We start from the raw sequence: 26,471 nt of genomic DNA on the forward strand, positions 1-26,471 counted from the left end.
AATATTTAGGGAAGATTCATGCTCTTGTTGTCGAAAGTCTAGCTAATCAAGAAAATATTTCGACAAAATTCTCCATGCTCTTTTAGGACGGCTGTTTAATAAGTGTTGAGAGTTCTTGATTACAAAGGGTGGTTTAAAGGGTGTATCAAATGAATGATTGGAGAAGTGGGAAAATAGAGAAAAATGTCGAGAAGGAAGGGTTTACAAAATAGCTTTTTCCTACAATAATCATAATTATATCAGTATTCTATTAATAGGTAGATCACTTCTTAGAATTACGGAGTTTATTAAAAAGAATATTTGCTAAGTTACTATAATCTTAGGAGGTATCTTTTTTTATGGTTTATCAGCAAAAGCCGTGGTTAAAAATCTATGATCCAAGAATTGATGAGCATGTGAATATTGAACACCAATCCCTCTATGATTTTCTAAAAGGGGCAGTTAGCCAATATAAGGAAAAGCCAGCCCTCACCTTTTATAGTAAGGTTTGGAGCTTTAATGACACTAAGGTGGTTACTGACAGATTTGCTGCAGGTCTATCTCGTGAGGGCTTTCAAAAGGGTGATCGCTTTGCTATTATGCTTCCTAATTCCCCGCACTATATTTTTAGCTTGTTTGGGATTTTTCGACTGGGCGGTATAGCTGTTCAGGTAAATCCTATGTACGTAGAAAGAGAAATTGAACATGTTTTAACTGATTCAGGTTCACAGTATATCGTTGTTCTAGATACTCTATACAGTAAAGTTAAAAAAGTCCAGCCGAAAACAGCTTTGAAAAAAGTTATTGTGGTCAGCCTTGGGGGCGAGAGAGCCACTCTTGCAGAAGGGGACCAATACTTCGAAGATTTTCTTCCTGAAAATATAAACATCCCTGAAGTACATATCGAACGTGAAAATGATGTAGCATTGCTTCAATATACAGGTGGAACAACTGGCCCTTCTAAAGGAGTGATGCTTACCCATCTTAATCTGCTAGCCAATTTTAATCAGGTTTGTGATTTTGCTTATAAAACTTGTGAGAAACCAGAAGACTTTAAAATGATTACTGTTCTTCCTATGTTCCATGTTTATGGACTTTCTAGTACGGCACTTTGCGGTATCCGAGAAGGCGCCAATCAGATTATTTTGCCGCGCTTTGACCCTAAGGAAGTAATGGAAACAGTAAAACGTGAAAAGCCTTTCCAAATGTCTGGAGTTCCAACCATGTATTTCTCTTTAAACAGCCAGCCGTGTCTGGAAGAATGCGGTTTTGAACACTTGTATTACGTAAGCTGTGGAGGGGCGCCGCTGCCTGTGGAAGCAGCAAGATTATTTGAAAAGAGAACAGGAGCCAAACTGCTTGATGGTTACGGTCTTTCCGAATCGTCACCAACGGCTATTTTCAGTCCTCCGTTTGTCCCTAGAAAATACGGCAGTGTGGGAATCCCTGTTCAAAGTACTATTGCTAAGATAGTTATACCGCAGGACGGAGAATATATCGATGCCCCCGTGGGTGTTGAAGGGGAGCTAGTAATCAAAGGTCCACAGGTTATGAGAGGCTACTGGAATCGTCCGCAGGATACTGAAGAGACAATAAAAGATGGCTGGCTTTATACAGGAGATATTGCCAAGATGGATGAAGATGGCTATTTTTATATTATAGATCGTAAAAAGGATATGATTATTGCGAGCGGATTCAATGTATATCCTAGTGAAATCGAAGACGTCCTCTACCAGCACGAAGCGATTGAAGAGGCGTTAGTAATAGGGGTACCTGACTCTTACCGTGGTGAAACTGTGAAAGCTTTCGTTAAGGTAAAAGGAGGATTTTCAGTCACAGAAGAAGAAATTAAACAATTTGGAAGGAAAAATCTTGCCCCCTATAAGGTACCAAAAGAAGTTGAAATTCGTTCCGAGCTGCCGAAGTCCTCGGTGGGAAAGTTACTAAGAAGGGTCCTTCGAGAACAAGAAATATTGAAAGTTAAAGCTTACTAGAGAGTGGGTATGGGGATGAATATTCAAGAGCTTTTTAGTTTAAAAGGAAAAACCGCGATTGTAACCGGCGGCGGCAGAGGACTGGGGCAGCAAATTGCGACAGCTTACGCAGAGGCAGGAGCAAATATCGCTATTTGTTCTAGAAATCTAGATGCCTGCAAACAATTTACCGAAGCCCTTCATGAAAAAGGGGTTCGGGCAATTGCCTTCAAATGTGATGTCTCTAACCCTGAAGATATTCAGCATGTTGTGGACGAGACTCTGAAGGAATTTGGCAGAATTGATATTTTAGTAAATAATAGCGGTACGAGCTGGGGGGCACCGGCATTAGAAATGCCTGCAGATAAATGGGATAAGGTGATGGACATTAACCTTAAAGGTGTTTTCTTATTCTCCCAAGCTGTTGGGAAAATTATGGTCAAGCAAAAGTCCGGAAAAATTATTAATATCGCATCAATTGCCGGTATGGGTGGGCAAGATCCATTGGTTATGGATGCGATTGGCTATTCTGCAAGTAAGGGGGCGGTTATTACTTTAACCAAGGACCTAGCGGTGAAACTTGCGCCATACAATGTCCATGTAAATGCCATTGCTCCAGGATTTTTCCCAACCAAAATGGCAAAGGCTATCCTTGATTATTCAGGTCAAAAAATCCTTGAGCGGACTCCGGCAGGAAGGTTTGGCTCAGATGACGACATGAAGGGTCCAGCCTTGTTTTTAGCTTCAGATGCTTCCAATTATGTCTATGGGCATATTTTAGCTGTAGATGGGGGAACCACCGCAAGCGTCCAATAATTTTTCGTTAGGCAGGAATTAAAGAGGTTAAACATGAATTCTAAACAGCAAGATCCTAACAATCAAGATCCTATCCAGTTTTATAAACAAATCGAAGCAGAGATAAATAAAAGAATTCATGCTCGTACCAATTCCCGGGCCTTTACAATCGCAGTTGGCAAGGCGATGGATTCACATATAAGAGAATTAAGGTTTTATAAGCGATTAATTACTAGGTGGTTAAATCGTTTGGACCTTGCCACTAAAGATGAATTTGCGTCCCTTTCAAATAGAATGGTAGATATTGAAGGGGAGATTGATTCTTTGGATGAATCCATCTACCAAACCATCAACTTGCAAAAGAAAAATCAACGCAAGCTAAAAATGGTTCGGGAATCACTGGAAGAATGGGCGACTTTTTTAAACTGTGAGGTAAGAGAGCAACGCAGCAATCATATTAAAACACTGGAAAATGATCTACAGGATTTAAAGAAACTATTTGAAATGGATAATATGAAGGAGGAAATCGATCATGACTGAAAATAATCAAACAGTATTAGAAAACCAAGGAACAGAGGAGTTAGAAAAGGAGCTGTCCAGCCTTGACCTATTATGGAAGCTTGGTTTTAATGAATTAGATGCATGGGCTGAGCGCTTTAATAAACAAGATGAACGCTTCTTAGAGGCAGTAGGGAACTATGTCGAGAAGGCAAAGCAAAATCAGGAGAATGTGATTGCGGTTGCGGCCCAATTTGGTTTGGAGTTAAAGGAGTGGGAACAGTCAACACGCGAAGAACTCCTAATGACCACTACATCACTACAGTATTTCTTCCCTGTTAAATCATATGAGGAAATCAATCAAGTAGTGGAAGATATTCAAAATAGATCGGCGCAGATTTTAATTACTCCCGTTCAGAAATTAACAACTGGCCAGATGCAGGCTCTTGATAAGTTATTAGAAACCGTTGAACAATATATTTCTATGAGAAAAAAGGGACGTGAAAAGTATCTCGAGAGTGTGAAGAAAACAACGAATGTGCTTTATGAAAATCAAAAATTATTTGTTGACGTCTTTACGAAACAGGTTAAATCAGCTATTTTACCTTTTCAAAAGTATTTGAAAAAGTAATAGAGTAAACAAAATGATAAGAGGTGAAGGTAGATGTCTGATAAAGAAAATTATGATCCATATGAATCCCTTCATAAATTTAGTTTATTGTGGGAAAAACAAATAAATGATTTTATCTTTCTATTATCCAATAACAAAGACTATGTAAAAGCGTCGCACAGAGGGACAGATTTGCATGCGCGTTTTCTTGAAACTTTAAAAAAAAATCAAGAGGCATTGGCAGGTGCCCTTAATTTCCCAACGAAAAATGATGTGACAAATGTGGCTAACCTAACCCTTCAAGCGGAAGAAAAAATGGAAGCCTTAGAAGAGCAAATTTGGGATTTACAGGATTCTGTAAAGTCACAAAATAAAGAGATTGAAAGTGTTGTCGAAGTATCCAAAGAAATCATCAAATTAACCAAGCAGTTAAAGAATGAGTTAGTCAAGACAAAGAAAGAACTGTCTGATACAAAGAGCTTACATGCTGAACTTCAGGAATTGAAATTTGAATTATTAAAACTGAATAATTTTAAACAGGAATTCGAGACAATTAAAGATCTGATTAAAGAAGAAAAGTCCGCAGAACCTGTGTTAACAGGCACAGCCTCAGGAAACTAACTAGGAGGGGGAGAAATCTACTTTGGCAGCAGATTCACCATTAACAGAGTTCATTCCCACCTTGGATTTTGACAAAGAAATGCAGCGCTGGGCTAACGTAATTAATGTTCTAAGTGAGCCCGAGCCGGAAGTTGGTCATACTCCAAGAAATGAAATTTGGCGGAAAAATAAATCCGTTTTATGGCATTATCCGGCGAAACAGAAAAAATATGAAATTCCTTTATTTTTCGTTTACTCCTTGTTTAATAAGCCGTACATTTTAGATATCGCCCCAAAGGCTAGTGTCATTGAAGGACTAACCAATATGGGCTATGAAGTGTATTTGTTGGATTGGGGTTCACCGGGGTATGAAGACAAGAAGATAGGAATTGACACCTATATTGAGAAATATTTACGGACCGCAGTTAAGCGGGTGATTCGTCATTCCGGTGCAGAGGAAATAACTCTAATCGGCTATTGCTTAGGAGGGACGATTGCTTCTATTTATGCGTCGATTGCGGAAGAGCCAATCAAAAATCTAATTGTCGCGACCGTACCTATTGATTTTCAGCCATTTATGGGACCCGATAAGTGGGCTGAAGGGTTTAGAGCAGGAGATATTAACTTCGAGCGCTTTATTGATACTTACGGGATAATTCCACCTAAATTGGTAGAAGGTATGTTCCGGGCAATAGGTTCACCTATCTATTTCACAAATTATACCAATCTTTTGCATCGAGCTGATGATTCAAAGTATGTTGATAAATGGCGAAGGATGAATAAATGGACACTTGATCAGGTACCATTTGCTGGTGAAGCCTATCGTCAATTGGCGAGAGACCTGTTTAAAGAGAACAAGCTCGTTAAAGGAGAAATGATGGTTGGCAATAAAGTAGTAGACTTAAAAAATATAAAGGCCAATCTATTTGTCGTTTCCGGTTCGCGGGACAATTTAATTCTTGAAGAGCAAAGTAAACCAATTATGGATTTATCCTCTAGTAAGGATAAGACCTATATCACGGTTGAAGCAGGTCATGTCAGCTTAGCTTTAACCGGTCTGTTTGCAAATATTGTGCATCAATGGGCCTCAAGCCGATCGAATCCTCTCTAAATTTAGTCATAATATCGGGTACAAGTAAATATATAATATGTATAGGCAAGCGGGGAAGGGGATGTAATTCCCTCCTCCTTCAACTTGCCGTTTTATGCTTGTTTAAAAAGCTTCTTAGTGTCCTATTAAAGCTATCCTTTGCTTCAAGCTTTGCAATGTGGCCCGTATTTCTGAAAATCACAAATTCAGAATGAGGAATTTGTTTATGCATCAAGAGTTGCACCCAAACGGGTATAAGGGAATCATATTGTCCGCCAATGATTAAGGTGGGAACCTTAATCTTAGGAAGTAATGTCAAATTATTAACTTCCAGGCAGGCTTCCATCGCTTTAAAATGATACTCTCGATTTGGACGGTAAAATTGGTAAAATTTCTCGAAATTATCTTTGTTCCAAGAATAGAGGCAAATTTTTGCGGCCGTTTCTCTTAGTACATCCTGCGATTTATTTTCTGCATGTGCTTTTCGATATCTTAAAAAAAGCTTTCCAAGCATTTCTGGCGCATAATGTAAGGTGCTGACCAGCATTAAGGAACGGCACATTTCAGGGGCCTGACGGTAGATTTCTTGTGCCACCATTCCACCCATTGATAAGCCACAGATGTGTGCGCTTTCAATATTGAGGCCTTTTAGTAAGCTGATGACATCTTCAGCAAAATGTTTTATTGAAATTTCCCCAGGCTTTTGATACTCACCATGACCACGCAGGTCGGGTATGATTAAATCGTACTGATCGGCAAATTCAAACTGGTTTGACCAGCCCTCTTTTACTTCTCCAAGGCCATGAATAAAAACTAATGGTTCACCCTCACCAAATCGCAAATAAGGAATGCAGGAGTCGCCAATAAAAAATTCTCCCAATTTTGATTCCTCCTAAGTGTTTTTATAAACATATGTTTCCAATATTTGTAAGGTGTAAACATTTATAAAATTCCGATTACTTAATTATATAGGTTTTGAAGTTCATTTATTACCAGTATATGTAATTTACACATATAAAGAAAATTCAGTATTGCAGGAGTTATTTGTTTTAAGATGGGGGAATATCAGCTAAAATGAAGTATTAAGAAGGAAAAATAATTGAGGCAAGAAGTTTTTATTAATGAGGTATCAGGAATGATAAAAAAGTATTTAACCTTTCAAAAAAATAATGGCATTGCACCCTATATTTGGACCATCCTTTGCATTCTGCCTTTTTATTTTATAATTCAATCCGCTTCTACGATTAAGATTGTCGTGGGTATATTATTGACTTTGGTTTTCTTTATTCTTTACCGGATTGCGTTTATCTCTAAGGGATGGCCTGTTTATTTATGGACCTTAATTTTAATAGGTATATCGATAACAGCGTCCAGTCTTTATAGTTATGTTTATTTTGCTTTCTTTCTTGCTTATTTTATCGGAAATATTAAGGACCGAATTGCTTTTTTAACGCTATATTTTATTCATCTCATAAGTACGTCCGCATCGATCAACTATAATATTGTCATGCAAGAAAAATTGTTTCTCCAGCAGCTGCCGTTTGTCATCATTATTTGGATTAGTGTGATACTCCTCCCATTCAGTATTCATAATCGAAAAGAGCGCGGTCAGCTTGAAGAAAAGCTCGAGGATGCCAATAAACGAATTTCGGAACTTGTTAAAATGGAGGAAAGAAATAGGATTGCTAGGGACCTGCATGATACACTTGGGCAAAAACTTTCCCTGATTGGCTTAAAGACAGACCTTGCCCGGAAATTAATTTTGAAGGACCCTGAGCAGGCTCGTGATGAACTAAAAGATGTACAGCAAACTGCACGGACTGCCTTAAGTGAAGTGAGGAAGATGGTTTCTTCAATGAGAGGAATTCGACTGAAGGATGAGATATTTCGGGTTAAACAAATGATTAAAGCTGCCCAAATTAATTTTGAATGTAATGGGGAGTTTGTGCTTCAAAATGTTTCGCTGCTAACGGAAAACATTTTAAGTATGTGCTTAAAAGAGGCGGTAAACAATGTGGTGAAACATAGCGAGGCAAAGACTTGTTCTATTTCTATTGCACAAATGTCGAAAGAGACGATAATGACTATTCATGATGATGGTGTTTTCAAGGGTAAAACAGATGAGCTGTCAGAGGGTCATGGCTTAATCGGCATGAAGGAGCGGCTCGAATTTATAAATGGCAGTTTTGAGCTATTGACTGAGGACGGCACCACGCTAATCATCACTGTGCCGAATGACGTTAAGCCAACTGATAAGGAGGAAGGCAAATGATTAAAATCGTTATTGCTGAAGACCAACAAATGCTGCTTGGAGCATTTGGTTCCCTGCTTAATTTGGAAGATGATATGGAAGTGGTCGGAAAAGCTTCAAATGGAGAAGAGGCCGTCGCGCTTGTAAAGAAATTTCAACCGGATGTCTGCATTATGGATATCGAAATGCCTGGAAAAACCGGCCTAGAAGCCGCAGAGGACATAAAGGGTCTTGGGTGTAAAGTCATTATTCTAACAACCTTTGCGCGAACTGGTTATTTCCAGAGGGCCTTAAAGGCTGGAGTAAGCGGGTATTTGTTAAAGGATAGCCCAAGTGAGGAGCTAGCAAGTTCGATCCGAAATGTGATGGCAGGCCGACGAATTTATGCACCTGAATTAATGGACGATGTCTATGGGGAAGAAAATCCATTGACTGACAGAGAAAAAGAAGTGCTTGAGCTCGTAGCCGATGGAAAAAACACCAAAGAAATTGCTGAGACCCTCAGCATCAAAACGGGTACCGTGCGCAACTATATTTCGATTATCTTAGATAAACTGGAAGTCAAAAACAGAATAGAAGCGATCACCCAATCAAAAGAAAAGGGCTGGTTTAAATGAGGTGTATTCCCAGGAATACACCTTTACTTTTTGGGGGAATTATTCTTACTCGACGGCCGTTTGGTAACTTTCTAAAAAGTTTTTGATGTATTCGAATACCTCAAAAGGACGTTCTTCTGGTACAGCGTGTCCTGTCTCTTTTAAAACAATTAATTCAGAGTTCGCTAAATCCTTATGCAGCTGTTCACCTACTTTAAGTGGCATAGATTTATCATGATCGCCCCAAATTAGCAGACAGGGTGTTTTGATTTGTTGAAGCAATTTTCCAGGTAAATCTCCTTCCCGGTCACGGATCATTCTGGTAAGGGCGATAAAAATTTCATCTTGTAAAAAAGGCTGGAGATAACCGTTAATCATTTCCTCATTAATAATTGAGTGATTATATAGAGCATCCTGAAGATTCTTTCTTACCCCTGTTCTGGCGAAATAGTATTTAACGAATCGATGAAAATACGGCAAATAACTAGTTAAGATTAAAGGCAGTTTAGAACGTTTTAAATAAGCTGAACTGCAGAGAAGAATGGCTTTGTCTGCAATATCTGGCATCATATGGAGGATATTCAGGACGATTTGCCCCCCCATTGAATGCCCGATAAAGGTCATTTTTTTTAGGCCTAAGGATTTTGTTAGTTGGATGACCGTTTGGGCCAGGTTTTTATAGGAATACACATACTGATTGCATTTCCCGCTTTTACCAAACGGAGGAAGGTCGACGGATAAAACTTGATAATCCTGTTTCAAAAGGGAGATTAAATGCCTAAATGTAAAGGTGGAAGAAAGAAATCCATGTAATAAAACAAACGTTTTTTTGGATGTTTGATGAGGGTAAAATTCATAATAAACATTAATATTATTTACCGGCTGATGGCCAGTGAAAGCTGCCTGCTCCATACATTATTCCTCCTGCTCCACAAAAATAGTTACCATTAATTTTCCCCCGCAATCAGAAATAATGCCTATAGTTTGATTAGGTAATATTAGGAATTAATGTACGATTTTTCTGAAAAATAGTACTAAACTCTTACAAGAATCTGATAAGATTAAATCAAAAATATCTTCAGATTTGTTGTCCGCTGTATACATACAAATGTGTTTTTTTGGTGCCTGACACCAGCTATCAAGGGGGGAAGACGGTTGAATATTATTGAGGCGTTTGATGTGGATAAAGAGTTTAATGGTCGTTCTATTTTGAAGGGTGTTTCATTTACGATTAAGGAAGGAACGATTAATGGGCTGCTTGGTCCAAATGGAGCCGGGAAAACGACACTCATTCGATTGCTTAATGGGGTAATTGATGCCACAAACGGAACGATGAAAGTAATGAATTATGATCCTAAATTTCACGGTGATGATATAAGAGCTCAGACTGGGATTGTAACAGAGAGCGCAGCCCTGTACCACGACATGAGTGCTTGGGACAATCTTGTCTTTTTTGCCAAGATTTATAAGGTCTTTGATCAAAAGCGTATCAGTTATCTGCTAGAACAATTTGAGCTGTATGATAAAAAGGACCATTTGGTAGGTACATTCTCTACAGGTATGAAAAAAAGATTATCCTTGGCAAAAGCTCTAATCCATAAGCCTAAATTGTTATTCCTTGATGAACCAACAAATGGATTGGACCCAGAAGGGATTAATGATGTTATTCAATTATTGAAAAAGGTAAATGAAGAGGAGGGCATTACAATTTTGATTTGTTCCCATGTCCTCCATCAATTGGAAACAATTTGTGAAGCCTTTCTGTTTCTAAATGAAGGTCGTTTGATTGAACAGGGAACAAGAAGAGAATTGGAAGATAAATATTTATCGGAGATTAAACTTTTAGTGGAGACCGGACTTCAGCCTGCAGATCCTAGAGTTTATAGAGGATATTCATACAAAAGAAAGAGTCCCAGTCAACTGGAATTCACTCTTCTATCTAAGGAACAGATTAGTCCGTTGCTAAAGGAAATCCTCACAGAGTCCTGGATATATTCCAGTGAAATCACAAACAGGGGTCTTGAAACACTTTATTTCAAGATTAGAGGTGGGGAGCATGAATAAACGAATTATTACGGCCATTGTCCAAAAGGATATCAAGACAACCTTTTCGTCCAAAAAGGTATGGATACCCATGATCATCCTGCCTGTTATCCTCTGTATAGTTTTACCGGCCCTGTTTGCTTATTTTGGGATTCATACAGGTCTTATTGGCGAGAATGCCAATGATTTGGAAAAACCGATAAATGATTTTTTAAGAAGTTTTCCTAATGATGATATGCGGAACACCCTCGCAGGCCTTCCAACATTGGGATATAAATCTGTTTATTTCTTTTTAAACTTTATGATGATTCCCTTCTTCTTGATGGCAGCCATTATTAATTCGATGGTAACCGCTTCGAATAGCTTTGCTGGAGAAAAGGAAAGAAATACGCTCGAAACATTATTGTTTGCACCGATTACAGTCAAAGAGTTGTTCGTGGGGAAGGTAGTAGCGGCCTTTATTCCATCGCTGCTTATTACCTTTGCAGCCTTTTTAATAAACGCAATTGTGGTGAATGTGATTACTTATCCCTATTTTAAAGAAATATTATTTTTCAATTCCACATGGCTTTTATTGATGCTGTGGGTGATTCCGGCATTAGTTATTTTTAATATTATCCTAAATGTATTAGTATCTGCCAGAGTAAAATCATTTCAAGAAGCCCAGCAATTTGGTGGAATGATGGTACTCCCGGTTGTTGGTCTAATTATCAGTCAAGCGAGTGGTTTGTTCTTCTTAAGTCCATTATTACTCCTTTTCATTGGGGTAGGATTACTAATTGCCAATGTTTTCTTACTAAAGCTCATCACAAAATATAATCAACGAAATGCACTTTTTCAGAGCCAAATCCATTAAAATATTCAGTACCAACGTACGCCTGAGGTGGACAGTGTCTTTCTTTGGTGCCTGACACCAAAGATGATGACAGCAGAAATAATGACTACAAAAAATTTTTTTAGAAAATTGAAATAAAGTGTTTGAATTTTTAGAAAACTCCTTGTATAATGAAAAAAAGCTCAAGGAGTTGATTTCCATGGAAAAGAAGTTACTTAATTCACCACAACATTCGGATGAGAATCAAGATGCTGTTATTGCTGAGATGTTCCTAAACAATGCCTTGCTTGAATTTAAAAGGGAGAAAATCCGAAAGGAAATCGACCAAACGTTACAAGATGGGGATAAGGAGTTATTCCTAAGATTAACAGAAGAGCTAAAGAAGATTTCTTAATTATTTTACTATCGTAATCAAATATCAATAATACGGCCCTATCTTTAATAGGATAAGGGCTTTTTTCTGTTTTCCGGTATCTGATTATCTTTATAGAATGGGTTTGTTGTGACACCTGCTTTTAACTGCTAATATAATCATATTCAAAGTTTCAATTTACTTAAGCTAATAAAAAAACATACTGGGGGATTCCATGGAAACTAAATTCAATTTGTATTTAATCAGACATGGTGAAACATATTTAAATCGTTATAAAAAAATGCAAGGCTGGGCTGATAGTCCACTAACGGAGGAAGGGAAAGCTGTGGCAATCGAAACGGGGAAAAGGTTGGCCGATGTTCAGTTCGACCGCGTATATACGAGTGATTCAGGGAGGACAGTTGAAACAGCTGAATTAATACTTCAACAAAATAATGACAACCATAATTTGGTGATAAATAGAAGAAAAGCCTTTCGAGAAAGTTTTTTTGGAAGCTTTGAGGGAGAATATTCTGAGGTTGCTTTTCGTAAGATTGCCGAAGACAATGCCTGTTCTAGCACTAAGGAATTGTTTCAAAAACATACTCTAGAAGATGTCATGAATTTTATAAAAAAGTCAGACCCCTTCCATCATGCCGAGAATTACTATGAATTATGGGGAAGGATTGAAAAAGGATTAAATGAGATTGTATCAACTAGTCAAAATCTTAATGAGAACATATTACTCGTAACTCATGGCGTTATTATAAGAAATATCATTAGTAAATTTTCTAAAGAATTTGATAAGGGAATTGAAATTAAAAATTCTAGTGTCTCTGTATTAGAATATTCCAGTAACATTTTCAAAGTTATTTCTTTTAATCAATAGACTAATACATAAATAGGAGACCGAAATTAGGCCTTTTGATTTTTTCTGAAGATTAGCATATTCATTTGTCAAAAATAAAAATCTAATCATTAGAAAATAGTAACCCAAAAAGAATCGTTGATGGAGAGAGTATTTTGAAAGAAAAGATTATCGAGGCATTAAAAAGGATTGAGCAGGAATTTGAGGTGAAAATATGCTTCGCCGTTGAGGCAGGAAGCCGTGCATGGGGCACTTCTTCACCAGATAGTGATTACGATGTCCGGTTTATTTATGTTCATAAAACAGATTGGTATTTATCGATTGATCAAAAACGAGATGTCATTGAGCTGCCGATAAATAACCAACTCGACCTAAATGGATGGGATTTGCGGAAAGCCCTCCAGCTGTTTAAAAAGTCAAATCCCTCCTTAATGGAATGGCTGCATTCAAGCATTGTTTACTTTCAAGCCTTCTCACTAGATGGGAAAATGAGAGAACTAGAGGACCAAATATTTCAACCTAGGGCGTCCCTATTTCATTATTTAAATATGGCAAAAGGGAATTATCGTAATTGTCTTCAAACAGCAGCAATAAATAGTAAGCGCTATCTAAACGTAATTCGACCTATCTTAGCTTGCATGTGGATAGAAAGGCATAACCGCTTCCCACCCAATGAGGTTCAACCATTAATAGAGGCATTGATTATGGAGGGAGAAGTAAAGCGAGAACTTCTTACCCTTATTGAAAGAAAAGTTAACCGGGATGATTATGGGTTTGAAGTTGATTTCCCTATTATTCATGACTTTATTGAAAAAGAGATCAAGCATCTAGAGGAATATGCAAATAGCTTAAGAGGACCATCCAGGGACTTTACAGCGACTTTAAATGAGCTGTTTAGACAAGTGCTTGAGGAAGGATGGTCTCAATCATAGAAATATTTTAGAAGTCCGCCAAATGGCGGGCTTTTATTAATAGGGTTTTCTTAAGGGAAGCTATAAACTATTTCTAATTTTTTTTATGAACAATAAGATTTACAATAGGGAGGCTGGAAAAAGGAGGGGAAACCATGAAGAATAACAAATTACCTTATATGCTGGGATCAATGATTAGTAATTTAGGTGATGGTATTCAACAAATTGCTGTTATGTGGTATATCTATCATTTAACAGGGCAAGCCACCTCGATTGGGTTAATGATTGCCATCTATTATCTGCCTAGTATTTTGTTAACACCATTTGTTTCTGTCTATGTAGACCATCATAATTCAAAAGCAATCGTTCTCGTCACGGATTGTTTCCGATTCGTTGTGGTCCTAATCATGAGCTTTTTCATCTATTTTAAAATAGAATCAGCCCTAATTATTTATTTTTTACAGTTTTTATTAGCTGTTTGTTATACAATTTATAAACCCTCCGAGCAGTCTTTTATTAAAGAATCTTTTACGGATAAGGAAATTCCGTTTGTCATATCAAGAGCCTCTTCCTTAAATGAAGGGGCACTCATTGCGGGTTCTGCTATTTCAGGTGTCTTATTAATTAAGCTATCGTTAGCCTTAAGTATTTTTTTTAATTCAGCGACCTTTTTATTAGCAGCTGTTCTTTATTCTTTTGTTAGACGCATAAATGCTAAACAGATGAAACATAGTAAAATTCATTTTTTTCAGAGCTTCGCTCAGGTTGGAAGTTTATTCAGAAGCGAAGTGGAATGAAATATCTGCTGTTTTTATCAATTGTAAACAGCGTTAGTATTCAAATGACAACAACCACCCTGCTCCCTCTTGCAAAAGGATTTAAGGGAGGTAGTGGGTTATATTCAATGTTTGATATTTCATTTTCATTCGGCGGGATTTTAGCAGGGGTAGTTGTCACGTTCTTTTTAAAAAGATATAAGCAAAAAACGATCCTGTTTACCATGTCTGGTATGACTTTAAGCTCTTTATTATTACATCTGAATCATTTCAAAACCGCTGCAGCTTTATTAATTTTTTTGCTGGGCTTATTTACAATGTCACATTTAATTATCACGCAAACACTCATACAGTTGAATTCTACAAAAGAATATATTGGCCGGGTCGTCGGATTAAGAACGATATTAGCCTCCATTGTAAAAATTACCTCAGCACTAACGACAGGTATCTTTATTTCAAAGGTGGGAGTAAATAATATCTTTTTGTTTTTCTCCCTATTAATTTTAGCCAGCTTTTTCACTATAAAAAAGTTAAATAAAGTTTATGTTCCCCCAATATTATAACTCTATTAGAATAATTTTGATATCTTGCTATAATCAGAAATATGTTAAAATTATTTAAATATAAAAAATTAGAGGGGAATGTCTATGAATTTCATTGGTTCGGAAAAGCTCCAAAAAATGACAGCTAGTATTTTTCAAGAAGTAGCTGATCGGAAAATGGAGGCAAATAAAAAAGGAAAAGACGTGATCGACCTTAGTGTTGGCAGTCCGGACTTTTCGCCACCATCCTTTGTAGTCGATGCCTTAGTTGAATCGGCTAAAGATACAAGTAAATATGGTTATACGTTGAAGGGGATTGCCGAATTTAATGAGGCCGTTGGTTATTTTTATAAGCAACGGTATGAAGTTGATTTAGATCCTGCGAAAGAAGTGCTGCAGTTGATGGGGTCACAAGACGGTTTGGCCCATTTAGCTACCGCCATTATTAACCCTGGTGACTTTTGTTTAGTTCCGGATCCAGGTTATCCAATTTATGAGGCAAGTGTCCATATCGCTGGAGGAGTTATTTATCCAATGCCGTTGAGGCTTGAGAATAAGTTTTTACCAAACTTAAAAGATATACCTTTAGAAGTTTTAGAGAAAACTAGAATGATGATTATTAGTTATCCGGGGAATCCAGTAACTGCCCTTGCGGATAGGGGCTTTTTTGAAGAAGTTGTGGCTTTTGCAAGAACACATAACATTTTGGTGGTTCATGACTTTGCCTATTCAGAATTGATTTTTGATGGGAATCCACAGATTAGTTTTATGTCGGTTCCCGGAGCAAAGGAAGTTGGAATAGAATTTAACTCTCTCTCGAAAACCTTTAACATGGCGGGATGCCGGATTGGGTATGTGGTTGGAAATGAACAAGCAATCCATTTATTAGCAACATTTAAATCAAATATCGATTACGGAGTTTTTTATCCGATCCAACATGCAGCTGTAAAAGCATTAACGTCTGATTTCTCCTATCTACGAGAACAGGTAAAGGAATATGAACTTCGCAGAGATGCATTAATTTCCGGGCTTGGAAAAAGCGGCTGGCAGATCGCAAAGTCTCCCGCAACCATGTTTGTGTGGGCAAAGATTCCGTCGGGATGGACATCCCGCCAATTTGCTTTTGAATTAATTGACTGTGCCGGTGTGGCTGTCATACCGGGTGATGCTTTCGGTGCACTAGGGGAGGGCTATGTTCGCATTGCACTTGTTCAACCGCCAGATCGGTTATCCCAGGCGGCTGAACGGATAGAGAAATTTTTAGTGGATCGATTAATTAAGAAATAAGGTAGAATAAACTTCTATTAACCACAATCTAAACATATATCTTAAAAAAAGACCTTCAGCCATTGAAGGTCTTTTACATTGAAAATGAAAGAGGGACACAACCATGCCAAGTGAATTACAACATGTAGAATTAGATATCCCGATTGAAGTAATATGGGACTTTATTCGAGATGAAAATAATTGGGCACCGCTTGTTCCCGGTTATATTCAACATCAAAAAATAAATGACCGGCAAATTAGCTGGGAGTTTAAAAGTGATCTCGGGATTATGAAAAAAAAGGTCACTTTGTTAATTGATATTAAGGAGTGGGATGAACCTAGCAAGGTGAGCTTTGAATTAAGGCGGAAAAACGAGAAGTATCTTGGGGAGGGATACTTTGAAGCAAAAGCCTTAAACAGGCAAAAAACCCGGCTGACAGGGTTTCTTGATATAAATGCAACTGGACCAATGGGAACGCTGGCAAATACCCTTTTTAATAAGGCAGTTAATCTCTCGGATGAAGAAGTAGCTGCAGCGATTTCTTCTAAACTTGAAGAATTTTGTAATAAGTAGATCCTAAGCTGTAATACCTCTAATAGGGGTTGCAGCTTTTTTTATTAAAGTAGGTTTCATTTCCGTTTATGTGGGTAAATATTTAACAGTTAATGCACCTCTTTTAAAAATTAAGATAATCTTAAGCCTCCGGTGGTAAAGTTAGTCCAAAATCACTTAGTCAAAAAGTGGGAGGATTAACAATGCTAACTAAAATACCTAAAAAGGGCTTAAACGTTGTCCTTATTGTCTCAATACTCGGTCTTGGAACGGGTTATAATCTGCCAACCGCCTATGCGGAAGAGACTGTAACTCAAGTAAGCCAAACAGCCAACACACTCGCAAAATTAGAGATTGAGGGCGTTAAGCTGGATAAAGATTTTTCAGCAGAGATCAATCAATATTCAGCAACAGTAGAAAATGAAACGAACTCGATTCATATTTTAGTGGAAGGCAGTAATACCAATTCGATAATCAGCATTAATGACAAAACGATCACAAGTGGAACAGCAGAAGAATATGCACTACAAACCGGACAAAATATCTTTCTAATCACCGTTAAGGATAGCAGCACCAATCTAACTAACACCTATACTCTAACTGTAACCAGAGAGCAAAATAGCAATAGTCAACTACAAAATATTAAACTTTCAACAGGGAAACTTTCTCCTGCATTTTCTTCGACGGTGACAGAATATAATGTTCAACTGCCTAATGATTCACAAACGATTACGGTACTGCCAACAGCTGTAGAAAAAACGGCAGTAGTCGAGGTTAATGGTGCCGAAGTGACAGAGAAAGGTGTACCAGTTAATATTCCTGTGGGGAAATCTGATATTCTTATTGTGGTAACAGCTGAAAATGGATCAAAATTAAGATATACTATCCATGTGGAACGCCAAGATACTTCGTCAGGAAAAGGTACCGATTCAGCACAAACTGGAAGCGGTAGTTCTACGCAAAGTGGAAACACTGGGTCCACATCAACTGGAAAAAATGCTTCCACACCAACGGAAAAAAATGGATCAGCACCAACCGGAAACAGTGGATCAGCACCAACCGGAAACAGTGGATCAGCACCAACCGGAAACAGTGGATCAGCACCAACCGAAAATAGTGGTTCAGCACAAATGGGAAGTATCGGTTCTGGGAAGAGCGGAAGCGGATTCGTAACACAAACTGGTATTTCTTTTTCAGGACAAGGTAACACGACAAACCAAAGTGCTTCATCACCGCAGGGAGCACCGGGAACTGTTGAAAAGACCAGTAATGCTACCCTTTCAAAGCTAACGGTTTCTACGGGAACCTGGGATAGTTCGTTTACTTCAAGCGAGTATACCTATCATATAGCCGTTTCGAGTGATACCAAGACCGTTACCATTAATCCGACGACAAGTAACAGCAGTTCTGATATTACCATTGAAGGTGGAACTAGCAAAACGATCCAGTTGGACGACGACAATAAAACAGTAATTTCTATCAGGGTAACCTATGATGATACGGATCGGAAAACTTATGTACTAGTTTTCGATAGAGCAGAGAGTTAATGGGTAACCTATTTAATAAAAAAAATAAACCTGAAAAATAACCAGTCAGGGTTATTTTTTTTAGAAAAAATAGAAAAGTGAGAAAAAAAGTTGAACATGATTCGAAAAAATATGTTATATTTATATATAAAAAATTTAGTGAATCTTTTGAATTAATGGGAAGGTGATAGAATGACAACAGAATTGAAAGTAAATGACAGCAGTCTTCCATTGCGTCGTGATGTGAAATTACTGGGGAAAATGCTTGGCGATATTCTTGTAGATCATGGCGGGCCCGAGCTTCTTGATAAAGTTGAAAAAATAAGACTCATGTGCAAAACACTTCGGGAGCATTTCGACGAAGGAATTTACAAGGAATTAAAGGCGGAAATTGCAATCCTTGATTCACCATTACGTAAACAAGTTATTCGTGCATTTTCAATGTATTTCCATTTGATAAATGCTGCGGAGCAAAATCACCGCATTCGAAGACGGAGACAATACCAGCTTGAAGAAGGAAATATCGTTCAGCCTGCTTCTATTGAGAGTGCCATTCTAAAGTTTAAAGAACGTGGTATAAGTGAAGACATTATCCAGAAAGTCTTACACACATTGTCGTTAGAACTCGTTATAACTGCTCATCCAACAGAGGCTACCAAACGCTCTATTCTTGAGATACAGCAGCGTATTGCGGTTATTTTGAAAAATCTCGATCACCCTCTTTTAACGACTAGAGAACAGAAAAAGCTCGAGGACAATCTATTCAACGAGGTAGCAATCCTTTGGCAGACAGATGAATTACGTGATCACAAGCCGACAGTGTTGGACGAAGTGCGTAATGGACTCTATTATTTTGACCAAACCTTATTTGACGTTCTTCCTGAAATTCACCAGGAAGTAGCAGAGTGCCTTGAAAGATATTATCCAAACACTACGTGGAACGTCCCTAATTTCCTTCGTTTTGGATCATGGATTGGCGGAGATCGTGATGGCAATCCAAACGTAACAAGTGATGTTACTTGGGAGACACTCCAAAGACAGCGGAGAGTTGTATTAAAGAAATATAAAAATGTTTTAATCGACATCATGAAACGATACAGCCATTCTACAACAAGGGTGAGCGTCAATCAGGAAATTCTTACATTCCTTGAGGAAAAAGAAGATTTATACTTAACCAATGACAAAAAGTGGCCCAATCATTCAGAGGTTTACCGTCGTGTCGTAGCGGTGATTATTGAACGAGTTAAGCAGGTAGGTAAATCCGAGATTGGGTACAAAACAGCAGATGAATTACTGGCTGATTTAAAAATGATTAATAGGAGTTTAAAAAAGCATCATCCTAGTGATCATGAGTTACGGACCATTCAAAAGTTAATTAGACAAGTACAGTTATTCGGCTTCCACTTGGCGACACTGGATATCAGAAACCATAGTGGAGAGCATGAGGCTGCAATCACAGAAATCCTGCGAAAAGTGAGATTGACTGAAAATTATGCAGAACTTCCTGAACAGGAAAAATTACAGCTATTAGAAAATATCCTAATGGATCCACGTCCACTTTTATTGTTGAATGAGGACTATTCAGCAGAAACACAAGAAATGATCAAAGTTTTCCAAATGATAAAATCTGCACATGAGGAGTTTGGCAAAAGTGCAATTTCCGTCTATCTTGTGAGTATGACAAGATCGGCAAGCGACTTATTAGAAGTACTTGTTTTGGCAAAAGAGGCAGGGCTCTATCGTCTTCATGCGGATGGTACACTTGAAAGCCACTTAAATGTTGCACCGCTTTTAGAAACAATTGATGACTTAACAGCTGGTCCAAAAATTATGGAAACCCTTTTTGAAATGCCTATCTACCGCAAGCATCTTCAAATCTTAGGGGATCAACAGGAAATCATGCTTGGTTATTCTGATGGAAGTAAGGATGGAGGAACCTTAACGGCCAACTGGAAACTGTATAATGCCCAAATCGAAATTCATGAGTTGGCGAAAAGGTATCAAATTGGTCCTAAGTTTTTCCATGGCCGTGGCGGTTCATTAGGACGCGGCGGCGGTACCTTAAATAAGAGCATCCTGTCACAACCGGCGGAAACTACTGGTGATGGTGTTAAAATTACCGAGCAAGGCGAGGTTTTATCTTCAAGGTACTTGCTTGAAGATATCGCTTATCGCAGCCTGGAGCAGGCAACGTCAACCCTTCTTCTTTCAGTAGCCCTTTCTTCTCAAACAGAGCAGGGAACATTACGTGAAAATGCTTGGGAAGAGGCCATTGAGGAAATTTCTGGTTATGCGTTATCTAAATATCAATCACTTGTCTTTGATGACCCTGATTTCCTTACTTACTTTAATCAAGGCACACCGTTAAAAGAAATCGGAGACTTAAACATTGGTTCTAGACCAATGAGCCGTAAAAATAGAGGTCGCTTTGAGGATTTAAGGGCAATTCCATGGGTTTTTGCCTGGACGCAAAGCCGTCAGTTAATTCCGGCTTGGTATGCTGCTGGTACAGGTTTAGACAGCTTCATATCGCAAAGCGGTGAAAATCTGCAGTTATTACAGCAAATGTACGCAAAATGGCCATTCTTCCAATCAACGATTGATAATTTAAACATGGCATTAATGAAGGCTGACATCACAACGGCCAAAGAATATTTAACACTTGTTGAAGATAAAACCATTGCCGAAAGAATATTTACGAATATCCTAGAGGAATATGAGAAAACAAAGGCGATTCTCCTCAAAATAACTGGAGATAGTGAATTACTAGACCATACGCCGAACATCAAAGAATCAGTATACAGACGGAATCCTTACGTTGATCCGTTGAACTTTTTACAAGTAGAACTGATTAAAGAGCTGCGGAAGCAGGAAGAGCCAAATGAAGATATATTAACAGAAGTTCTCCTTACTATTAGCGGAATTTCCGCAGGACTCCGTAATACGGGCTGATTAAAATGAAAAAGGCTATAAACTCCTAAAACAAGGAGTTTATGGCCTTTTTATTGTTGAAGAATTTTTGAACATTTGGTGAATTTTTATAAAATGAATGGTTATTCATTCATTTATACGCGAATTTCGACAAACTTCGAGATTTTTACGTGATATATTTTAGCCATAAGAAATTAATGGAGTGAATTTAAGACCATTAACCTGTGTTAAGTTTGATTTGGGGTTGTTAGAATCGACAAAAATTTGAGGTGTTTATAAATGGCTGTGGAAGAAAAAGTTGTTCAAGAAAAGCAAATTGTTGCTGAAGCAATTAATATGTTAGCTAATAACGCTGAAAAAGCTCTGGGAGAACTTCGCTGTTATACTCAGGAAATGATCGATAAGATAGTGAAGGAGATGGCCTTAGCTGCACTTGAAAATCATAAACAACTCGCAAAGCTAGCGGTAACAGAAACTAGACGTGGTGATTATGAAGACAAGGTTTTTAAAAATATGTTTGCAACCGAGTTTATCTATAATAACATCCGGGATATGAAAACAGTAGGAGTGATTAGTGAGGATGAAAATGAAGGGATGGTTGAGATCGCAGAGCCAGTAGGAGTTATTGCTGGGGTCATCCCGATAACAAATCCAACGTCTACGGTTATCTTTAAATCTTTAATTTCACTCAAAACGCGGAATCCAATTATTTTTGCCTTTCCGCAATATGGTAAGAAGTGCTGTACCGAAACTGCAAAAATACTTAAGGCAGCAGCGATGAGAGCAGGAGCTCCGAAGAATTGCATTCAGTGGATTGAAGAGCCTTCGCATGAAGCCTTCCAAGCCTTAATGAGGCATCCAAAGATTTCACTTATCCTAGCAACAGGCGGACCCAACTTGGTAAAGGCGGCCTATAGCTCCGGGAAGCCAGCACTTGGTGTTGGGGCCGGTAATGTACCTTGTTATATAGAAAAAACAGCCAATATCAAACGTGCCGTCAACGATGTCATTCTTTCTAAAACATTCGATAACGGTATGATTTGTGCTTCTGAACAGGCTTTGATAATTGATCAAGAGATTTATAATGATGTAAAACAAGAATTAATTTCAAATAATTGCTACTTTCTAAGTGTAGACGAACGAAAAATGGTAGAAAAGGCAGTCATTTTTGAAAAAACAGGTTCAATTAATAATTTAATAGTGGGGCTTCCGGCAGCTATGATTGCCAAGCTTGCTGGAATAAAGGTACCTGAGAATACCAAAATTTTAATTGCAGAATTAGAAGGTGTGGGGCCGAATGAGCCGCTATCCTGTGAAAAATTAAGCCCGATTCTAGCGTGCTATAAAGTGAATAGTTTTGCTGAAGGCTTAAGGATTGCGGAGGAAACATTAGAATACGGCGGGTTAGGACACTCCGCTGCGATTCATACTTCAAACCAAGAATTAGTAGATATTTTTTCACTACGTTTAAAGGCGGGCCGAATTATGGTTAATACACCATCCACTCATGGGGCCATTGGAGATATTTATAATACATCACTACCGTCCTTAACGATTGGTTGCGGAACATATGGAGGGAATTCGGTGTCACAGAATGTTGGGGCCCAAAACCTGATAAATATTAAAAAGGTTGCAAAAAGAAGGACGTTTACGCAGTGGTTTAAAGTACCATCACAGGTTTTCTTTGAGAAAAATTCGGTCCAAACTTTAGCATCCATTCCAGGCATTACTAAAGCCTTTATCGTTACAAGCGGAAGCCCGGTGAAAAACGGATATGTCGATAAGGTTCTCTATTATTTAAAGAAGAATCAAAACAGTCTACAATTTGAAATCTATTCAAATATTGAGCAGGAGCCATCTGTTGAAACGGTTATGGATGGAGCAGAAAGAATGCGAAAGTTCCAGCCTGATTGCATTATTGCACTAGGCGGAGGTTCGGTCATGGATGCCGCAAAAGCGATGTGGCTTTTCTACGAACATCCTGATACAGATTTCCGAAGTTTAACACAAAAATTCTTTGATCCAACAAAACGTGTTGTTAAATTCCCAGTACTGCGGACTAAAGCAAAATTTGTTGCCATTCCAACTACTTCCGGTACTGGGTCAGAGGTTACTGCTTTTTCAGTAATAACAGATAAAAAAGCCAATATCAAGTACCCTCTTGCCGATTTTCAACTAACACCTGATGTGGCAATTGTGGATCCACAGTTTGTCATGACTGTTCCTAATCATATAACAGCTGATACGGGAATGGATGTTCTAACACATGCCATTGAGTCTTATGTGTCGGTTTTAGCAAATGATTTTACAGATGGACTTGCCCTTAAAGCGATTCAGCTGGTATTTCAATATTTACCTAGAGCATATCGAGATGGCGGTGATGAAATAGCCCGTGAGAAAATGCACAATGCCTCTACAATTGCAGGAATGGCATTTGCTAACTCATTTTTAGGTATTAACCATAGCCTTTCCCATGTGTTAGGAGCCGAGTTTAATATTTCACACGGTCGAGCTAACGCAATTCTGCTACCACATGTAATCCGCTATAATGCAGAAAAACCAAATAAATTCATGACTTATCCTAAGTATGAACATTTTATTGCAGATGAACGTTATGCAGAAATTGCGAGAATGCTTGGTCTACCTGCAAGTACCACGGAGGAAGGAATAGAAAGCTTAATAAAAGCAGTGGTTGACCTAGCAAAGGAGCTGGATATATCAATGAGTGTTCAAGCAAATGGTGTGAATAAGGAAGAATTTGAAAGTAAGTTAGCGGAACTAGCTGAACGTGCCTTTGATGACCAAGATACAATTGCAAATCCAAAACAGCCATTTATCAGTGAACTAGCTGAAATTTATCATCAAGCCTTCAAAGGGATTTAGATTTTGGGCTTAACTAAAATTCAATCCAATCATCTTTGAGACTGAACTTATAAATACTTGACTAATTAACTAATTTAGGTAATTACTGGTTAAAAACGTACCTCTAGAAAAGCATGAAAGCCCTTCAAATATTATAAAAATCTAATTCATTAAAAGTCATCATTATCGAAAAAGGGATCAGTTTCTCTATTAACTTTTAACACAAAAATAAACCTCCTAGTCTAAAACAGCAGCTGTCGAAATTGGATAAACCTCTTGAAAGGATGAGTAGAAAATGGCGGATAAAAAGGAAAATGAAAAAGAATTAAAAATAGAAACAGAAAAAACTGAAACACAGGAGACTGAACCTAAGGAAGAATCAAAGGTAGGGAGCATTAGTAAAGAAAGCGAGGAACAGCTTTCAAGCTTAGACTTGTTATGGAGCCTTGCATTTCGTGAATTAGACGAATGGGCGGAACGGGCCGATGATCGGGATGCTGTTTTCTTAAAAGCAGCAAGACAATTTGCTGAAGGAATTCAGCGTAATCAAGGAAATCTTATTGAACTCGGTACCCAATTTTATCAAGAATTTTCCTCATGGGAAAAAACTGCTAGAGAAGAATTTTTAATGTCTACCACCAGCCTGCAGCATTTCTTCCCGTTTAAGTCTTATGAAGATATTAATAAACAAATAGATCAAGTCCAAGAAAAGACTTTAAATATTTTAGCAGCCCCATGTCAGAGGATTGTCAGCACTCTGTCAGTGGATAAATACGTTGAGATCATTGAGCAATATATTACGCTAAGAAAGAGAGGCAGAGAGCAATATATTAAAACTGTCAAACAGGCGGGAAACTTAATTTATGAAAATCAAAAAGGGTTTGTCCATCTTTTTGCAAAACAAATTAAATCATTCATGTTTCCGCTGAATAAGTATCTAGAAAAATCAGAAGAGCTAACCAAATCATAAACAGAGGAGTGACAACGATGACAAATGATAAAACAATGAATTCGTTAAACTTTTAAAGGTTGGAACAGATAGCCATGCACGTTATTTGGAACTGCTCAGAAAAAGACAAGAGCTAGTGGCGGGTGTAATGAATATACCGACCAAAAAAGATGTCGCAAAAGTGGCTAAGTTATCAATCCAAGCCGAGGAAAAAGTCGATGTTCTCGAGGAACAAATTTGGAACCTTCAAGATAGTCTTGTTGAGGTAAATAAAGGAAACATTGAGATGTTTCAAGAAATAATAAGCATTGTTAAACAAATCAAGGATGAAGTTAAGAAAGTAGAAATAAATCATGCTAACGAACTATCGGCTGTTCAGTTGGAATTAAAAGAATTAAAGCAAGAACTCAGTCAATTAAAAGATATCAAAAGCGAACTTGAGAATATGAGGAACTTATTAAAGGAAGAGAAACATAAAGACAAAGACAAAGACAAAGACCTAGTCCTTGCTGCTGCTGGCATAACTGAATCCTAATAAAGGAGATAATGATGATGAGCGCAACAGCATCACTAAAAAACTTTATTCCTATAATAGATTTAGAGAAGGAAAAAGTAAGGTGGAACCAAATAAATAAAGTATTAACAGAACCTAAACCAGACATTGTACCAACAAAGAGGGAGATTATTTGGAAAAAAAATAAATCCACTTTATATTTTCACCCTGCAAAGGAGAAAAAATATCAGATTCCATTGTTTTTAGTCTATTCACTACTGAATAAATCATATATTTTAGACATCGGGGAAGGGAGCAGTGTTGTAGGCGGTCTTACAGACTGTGGATATGATGTTTACTTCCTCGATTGGGGTTCTCCAGGCTATGAGGACAGTGATATTACTTTGGATAATTATATAATTGATTATCTAGAAAATGGAGTAAAACGGGCTTTACGCCATTCGGGTGCAAATGAAATTTCAATGGTCGGTTACTGCTTAGGTGGAACGATTTCGGCGATTTTTACATCGATCACAAACTTACCAATAAAGAATCTCGTTCTGGCAACTGTTCCAATTGATTTTAGTATTGGAATTGTCCCTGATAAATGGTTAAAAGGACTTCAAAATGGTCTCATTAACTTCGATCAGTTTTCGGACGTATATGGTGCGATTCCATCTAAATATTTATATCTTATGTTTAGGGGGCTGTCACCGGTATACGTAAGTCCATGGGTCAATTTAATTACTCGTGCACACGACGAGGAGTATGTTGAAAAGTGGCGGCGAATGGATAAATGGACAAAAGATACCGCCTCTTTTTCAGGAGCGGCTTTTAAACAAATGTTCAATGATTTATATAAGGATAACAAGCTATTGAAAGGTGAGCTTAAAATCGGAGGCAGAAAAGTAGATTTAAAAAATATTACCTGTTCTGTATTTGTGTTTTCGACTTCAAGAGACACTCTAGTTTTGGAAAAACAAAGCCTCCCGATTATGGACATGATATCAAGTGAAGATAAAACCTACGAGGTATTCGAAGGAGGCCATGTTTCTCTTGCATTAACAGGCAAGTTTGCTGTGTTTGCCGACAAATGGCTGAAAACTCGTTCAAATAAACTTGAGAATGTGAAGGTATAGGTACTGGGAATGTAATACTATTAACGGGTAAAT

25 protein-coding genes are annotated in these 26,471 nt (G+C 37.9%); 23 read left to right on the forward strand and 2 right to left on the reverse strand.

Annotation, left to right across the window (positions count from 1 at the left end; translation table 11 throughout):
* The first annotated feature begins 338 nt into the window (after positions 1 to 338).
* The 6 genes from AAHB15_RS01745 to AAHB15_RS01770 are packed head-to-tail and all read left to right on the forward strand — an operon-like array spanning position 339 to position 5,566.
* Positions 339 to 1,973, forward strand: coding sequence for a long-chain-fatty-acid--CoA ligase (locus AAHB15_RS01745; RefSeq protein WP_335571708.1), 1,635 nt, complete (start codon positions 339 to 341; stop codon positions 1,971 to 1,973).
* A 15-nt stretch (positions 1,974 to 1,988) separates the two neighbouring features.
* Positions 1,989 to 2,768 (forward strand): SDR family oxidoreductase, encoded by a 780-nt coding sequence (locus tag AAHB15_RS01750; protein WP_335571709.1) that lies wholly within the window; start codon positions 1,989 to 1,991, stop codon positions 2,766 to 2,768.
* Between the two features lie 33 nt (positions 2,769 to 2,801).
* The gene (locus tag AAHB15_RS01755) at positions 2,802 to 3,287 is read left to right on the forward strand and encodes a hypothetical protein (RefSeq protein ID WP_335571710.1); all 486 of its coding nucleotides are present in this window, start codon (positions 2,802 to 2,804) and stop codon (positions 3,285 to 3,287) included.
* Positions 3,280 to 3,876, forward strand: a complete 597-nt coding sequence (locus AAHB15_RS01760) for a hypothetical protein (RefSeq protein WP_335571711.1) — start codon at positions 3,280 to 3,282, stop codon at positions 3,874 to 3,876. Before AAHB15_RS01755 ends, AAHB15_RS01760 begins: the two co-directional genes overlap by 8 nt.
* Before the next feature lie 33 nt (positions 3,877 to 3,909).
* A complete protein-coding gene (locus AAHB15_RS01765; RefSeq protein WP_335571712.1) occupies positions 3,910 to 4,476 on the forward strand; it encodes a polyhydroxyalkanoate biosynthesis repressor PhaR in 567 nt (188 codons plus the stop codon).
* Positions 4,477 to 4,498: 22 nt separating this feature from the next.
* The gene (locus AAHB15_RS01770) at positions 4,499 to 5,566 is read left to right on the forward strand and encodes an alpha/beta fold hydrolase (RefSeq protein WP_335571713.1); all 1,068 of its coding nucleotides are present in this window, start codon (positions 4,499 to 4,501) and stop codon (positions 5,564 to 5,566) included.
* A 79-nt stretch (positions 5,567 to 5,645) separates the two neighbouring features.
* Here the strand turns inward: AAHB15_RS01770 and AAHB15_RS01775 are convergent, their stop codons facing one another.
* Positions 5,646 to 6,425, reverse strand: coding sequence for an alpha/beta fold hydrolase (locus AAHB15_RS01775; RefSeq protein ID WP_342041655.1), 780 nt, complete (start codon positions 6,423 to 6,425; stop codon positions 5,646 to 5,648).
* A 255-nt stretch (positions 6,426 to 6,680) separates the two neighbouring features.
* Between AAHB15_RS01775 and AAHB15_RS01780 the strand changes: the two genes are divergently transcribed.
* A complete protein-coding gene (locus AAHB15_RS01780) occupies positions 6,681 to 7,817 on the forward strand; it encodes a sensor histidine kinase (protein ID WP_342041881.1) in 1,137 nt (378 codons plus the stop codon).
* Positions 7,814 to 8,413 carry a response regulator transcription factor gene (locus tag AAHB15_RS01785; RefSeq protein ID WP_098528534.1) on the forward strand — a complete coding sequence of 200 codons (600 nt, stop codon included), beginning with the start codon at positions 7,814 to 7,816 and terminating at the stop codon, positions 8,411 to 8,413. Before AAHB15_RS01780 ends, AAHB15_RS01785 begins: the two co-directional genes overlap by 4 nt.
* Positions 8,414 to 8,458: 45 nt before the next feature.
* Here AAHB15_RS01785 and AAHB15_RS01790 read toward each other — a convergent pair whose 3' ends face one another.
* A complete protein-coding gene (locus tag AAHB15_RS01790; RefSeq protein WP_144562678.1) occupies positions 8,459 to 9,304 on the reverse strand; it encodes an alpha/beta fold hydrolase in 846 nt (281 codons plus the stop codon).
* Between the two features lie 243 nt (positions 9,305 to 9,547).
* Here AAHB15_RS01790 and AAHB15_RS01795 point away from each other — a divergent pair, with 243 nt between their 5' ends.
* From AAHB15_RS01795 to AAHB15_RS01865, 15 genes are all read left to right on the forward strand, one after another.
* A complete protein-coding gene (locus AAHB15_RS01795; RefSeq protein ID WP_342041656.1) occupies positions 9,548 to 10,456 on the forward strand; it encodes an ABC transporter ATP-binding protein in 909 nt (302 codons plus the stop codon).
* The gene (locus AAHB15_RS01800) at positions 10,449 to 11,291 is read left to right on the forward strand and encodes an ABC transporter permease subunit (RefSeq protein WP_335571716.1); all 843 of its coding nucleotides are present in this window, start codon (positions 10,449 to 10,451) and stop codon (positions 11,289 to 11,291) included. Before AAHB15_RS01795 ends, AAHB15_RS01800 begins: the two co-directional genes overlap by 8 nt.
* Before the next feature lie 178 nt (positions 11,292 to 11,469).
* A complete protein-coding gene (locus tag AAHB15_RS01805) occupies positions 11,470 to 11,664 on the forward strand; it encodes an IDEAL domain-containing protein (protein WP_098528538.1) in 195 nt (64 codons plus the stop codon).
* Positions 11,665 to 11,857: 193 nt separating this feature from the next.
* Entirely contained in the window at positions 11,858 to 12,511 is a 654-nt protein-coding gene (locus AAHB15_RS01810) for a histidine phosphatase family protein (protein WP_335571717.1), read from the forward strand.
* A 134-nt stretch (positions 12,512 to 12,645) separates the two neighbouring features.
* Positions 12,646 to 13,422 carry a nucleotidyltransferase domain-containing protein gene (locus AAHB15_RS01815; RefSeq protein ID WP_335571718.1) on the forward strand — a complete coding sequence of 259 codons (777 nt, stop codon included), beginning with the start codon at positions 12,646 to 12,648 and terminating at the stop codon, positions 13,420 to 13,422.
* Positions 13,423 to 13,556: 134 nt separating this feature from the next.
* A complete protein-coding gene (locus AAHB15_RS01820) occupies positions 13,557 to 14,198 on the forward strand; it encodes an MFS transporter (RefSeq protein WP_342041657.1) in 642 nt (213 codons plus the stop codon).
* Positions 14,195 to 14,740, forward strand: a complete 546-nt coding sequence (locus AAHB15_RS01825; protein ID WP_342041658.1) for an MFS transporter — start codon at positions 14,195 to 14,197, stop codon at positions 14,738 to 14,740. Before AAHB15_RS01820 ends, AAHB15_RS01825 begins: the two co-directional genes overlap by 4 nt.
* 84 nt (positions 14,741 to 14,824) lie before the next feature.
* A complete protein-coding gene (locus tag AAHB15_RS01830; RefSeq protein ID WP_342041659.1) occupies positions 14,825 to 16,006 on the forward strand; it encodes an LL-diaminopimelate aminotransferase in 1,182 nt (393 codons plus the stop codon).
* Between the two features lie 103 nt (positions 16,007 to 16,109).
* Positions 16,110 to 16,559, forward strand: a complete 450-nt coding sequence (locus AAHB15_RS01835; RefSeq protein WP_335571721.1) for a CoxG family protein — start codon at positions 16,110 to 16,112, stop codon at positions 16,557 to 16,559.
* 182 nt (positions 16,560 to 16,741) lie between these two features.
* Complete coding sequence (locus tag AAHB15_RS01840; protein ID WP_342041660.1) at positions 16,742 to 18,085, forward strand: cadherin-like beta sandwich domain-containing protein; 1,344 nt, start codon at positions 16,742 to 16,744, stop codon at positions 18,083 to 18,085.
* A 171-nt stretch (positions 18,086 to 18,256) separates the two neighbouring features.
* A complete protein-coding gene (gene ppc, locus AAHB15_RS01845) occupies positions 18,257 to 21,016 on the forward strand; it encodes a phosphoenolpyruvate carboxylase (protein WP_342041661.1) in 2,760 nt (919 codons plus the stop codon).
* Positions 21,017 to 21,274: 258 nt separating this feature from the next.
* Positions 21,275 to 23,878, forward strand: a complete 2,604-nt coding sequence (gene adhE / locus AAHB15_RS01850; protein ID WP_335575510.1) for a bifunctional acetaldehyde-CoA/alcohol dehydrogenase — start codon at positions 21,275 to 21,277, stop codon at positions 23,876 to 23,878.
* A gap of 274 nt (positions 23,879 to 24,152) precedes the next feature.
* Positions 24,153 to 24,827 carry a hypothetical protein gene (locus AAHB15_RS01855; protein WP_335575511.1) on the forward strand — a complete coding sequence of 225 codons (675 nt, stop codon included), beginning with the start codon at positions 24,153 to 24,155 and terminating at the stop codon, positions 24,825 to 24,827.
* Between the two features lie 127 nt (positions 24,828 to 24,954).
* The gene (locus tag AAHB15_RS01860) at positions 24,955 to 25,341 is read left to right on the forward strand and encodes a hypothetical protein (RefSeq protein WP_342041662.1); all 387 of its coding nucleotides are present in this window, start codon (positions 24,955 to 24,957) and stop codon (positions 25,339 to 25,341) included.
* Positions 25,342 to 25,358: 17 nt separating this feature from the next.
* On the forward strand, positions 25,359 to 26,438 hold the full coding sequence (locus tag AAHB15_RS01865; protein WP_335575513.1) for an alpha/beta fold hydrolase: 1,080 nt from the start codon (positions 25,359 to 25,361) through the stop codon (positions 26,436 to 26,438).
* Positions 26,439 to 26,471: the final 33 nt, after the last annotated feature.

Source organism: Bacillus sp. OTU2372, assembly GCF_038440275.1.
Taxonomy (GTDB): domain Bacteria; phylum Bacillota; class Bacilli; order Bacillales; family Cytobacillaceae; genus Neobacillus; species Neobacillus bataviensis_B.

Bases quoted from the DNA above. Each gene is read 5' to 3' on its own strand.
- AAHB15_RS01825 (WP_342041658.1), top strand. From the start codon at position 14,195: ATGAAATATCTGCTGTTTTTATCAATTGTAAACAGCGTTAGTATTCAA.
- AAHB15_RS01760 (WP_335571711.1), top strand. From the start codon at position 3,280: ATGACTGAAAATAATCAAACAGTATTAGAAAACCAAGGAACAGAGGAG.
- AAHB15_RS01840 (WP_342041660.1), top strand. From the start codon at position 16,742: ATGCTAACTAAAATACCTAAAAAGGGCTTAAACGTTGTCCTTATTGTC.
- AAHB15_RS01820 (WP_342041657.1), top strand. From the start codon at position 13,557: ATGAAGAATAACAAATTACCTTATATGCTGGGATCAATGATTAGTAAT.
- AAHB15_RS01805 (WP_098528538.1), top strand. From the start codon at position 11,470: ATGGAAAAGAAGTTACTTAATTCACCACAACATTCGGATGAGAATCAA.
- AAHB15_RS01780 (WP_342041881.1), top strand. From the start codon at position 6,681: ATGATAAAAAAGTATTTAACCTTTCAAAAAAATAATGGCATTGCACCC.
- AAHB15_RS01790 (WP_144562678.1), bottom strand. From the start codon at position 9,304: ATGGAGCAGGCAGCTTTCACTGGCCATCAGCCGGTAAATAATATTAAT.
- AAHB15_RS01765 (WP_335571712.1), top strand. From the start codon at position 3,910: ATGTCTGATAAAGAAAATTATGATCCATATGAATCCCTTCATAAATTT.
- AAHB15_RS01745 (WP_335571708.1), top strand. From the start codon at position 339: ATGGTTTATCAGCAAAAGCCGTGGTTAAAAATCTATGATCCAAGAATT.
- AAHB15_RS01865 (WP_335575513.1), top strand. From the start codon at position 25,359: ATGAGCGCAACAGCATCACTAAAAAACTTTATTCCTATAATAGATTTA.
- AAHB15_RS01785 (WP_098528534.1), top strand. From the start codon at position 7,814: ATGATTAAAATCGTTATTGCTGAAGACCAACAAATGCTGCTTGGAGCA.
- AAHB15_RS01750 (WP_335571709.1), top strand. From the start codon at position 1,989: ATGAATATTCAAGAGCTTTTTAGTTTAAAAGGAAAAACCGCGATTGTA.
- AAHB15_RS01755 (WP_335571710.1), top strand. From the start codon at position 2,802: ATGAATTCTAAACAGCAAGATCCTAACAATCAAGATCCTATCCAGTTT.
- AAHB15_RS01830 (WP_342041659.1), top strand. From the start codon at position 14,825: ATGAATTTCATTGGTTCGGAAAAGCTCCAAAAAATGACAGCTAGTATT.
- AAHB15_RS01860 (WP_342041662.1), top strand. From the start codon at position 24,955: ATGAATATACCGACCAAAAAAGATGTCGCAAAAGTGGCTAAGTTATCA.
- AAHB15_RS01855 (WP_335575511.1), top strand. From the start codon at position 24,153: ATGGCGGATAAAAAGGAAAATGAAAAAGAATTAAAAATAGAAACAGAA.
- ppc (WP_342041661.1), top strand. From the start codon at position 18,257: ATGACAACAGAATTGAAAGTAAATGACAGCAGTCTTCCATTGCGTCGT.
- AAHB15_RS01800 (WP_335571716.1), top strand. From the start codon at position 10,449: ATGAATAAACGAATTATTACGGCCATTGTCCAAAAGGATATCAAGACA.
- AAHB15_RS01835 (WP_335571721.1), top strand. From the start codon at position 16,110: ATGCCAAGTGAATTACAACATGTAGAATTAGATATCCCGATTGAAGTA.
- adhE (WP_335575510.1), top strand. From the start codon at position 21,275: ATGGCTGTGGAAGAAAAAGTTGTTCAAGAAAAGCAAATTGTTGCTGAA.
- AAHB15_RS01810 (WP_335571717.1), top strand. From the start codon at position 11,858: ATGGAAACTAAATTCAATTTGTATTTAATCAGACATGGTGAAACATAT.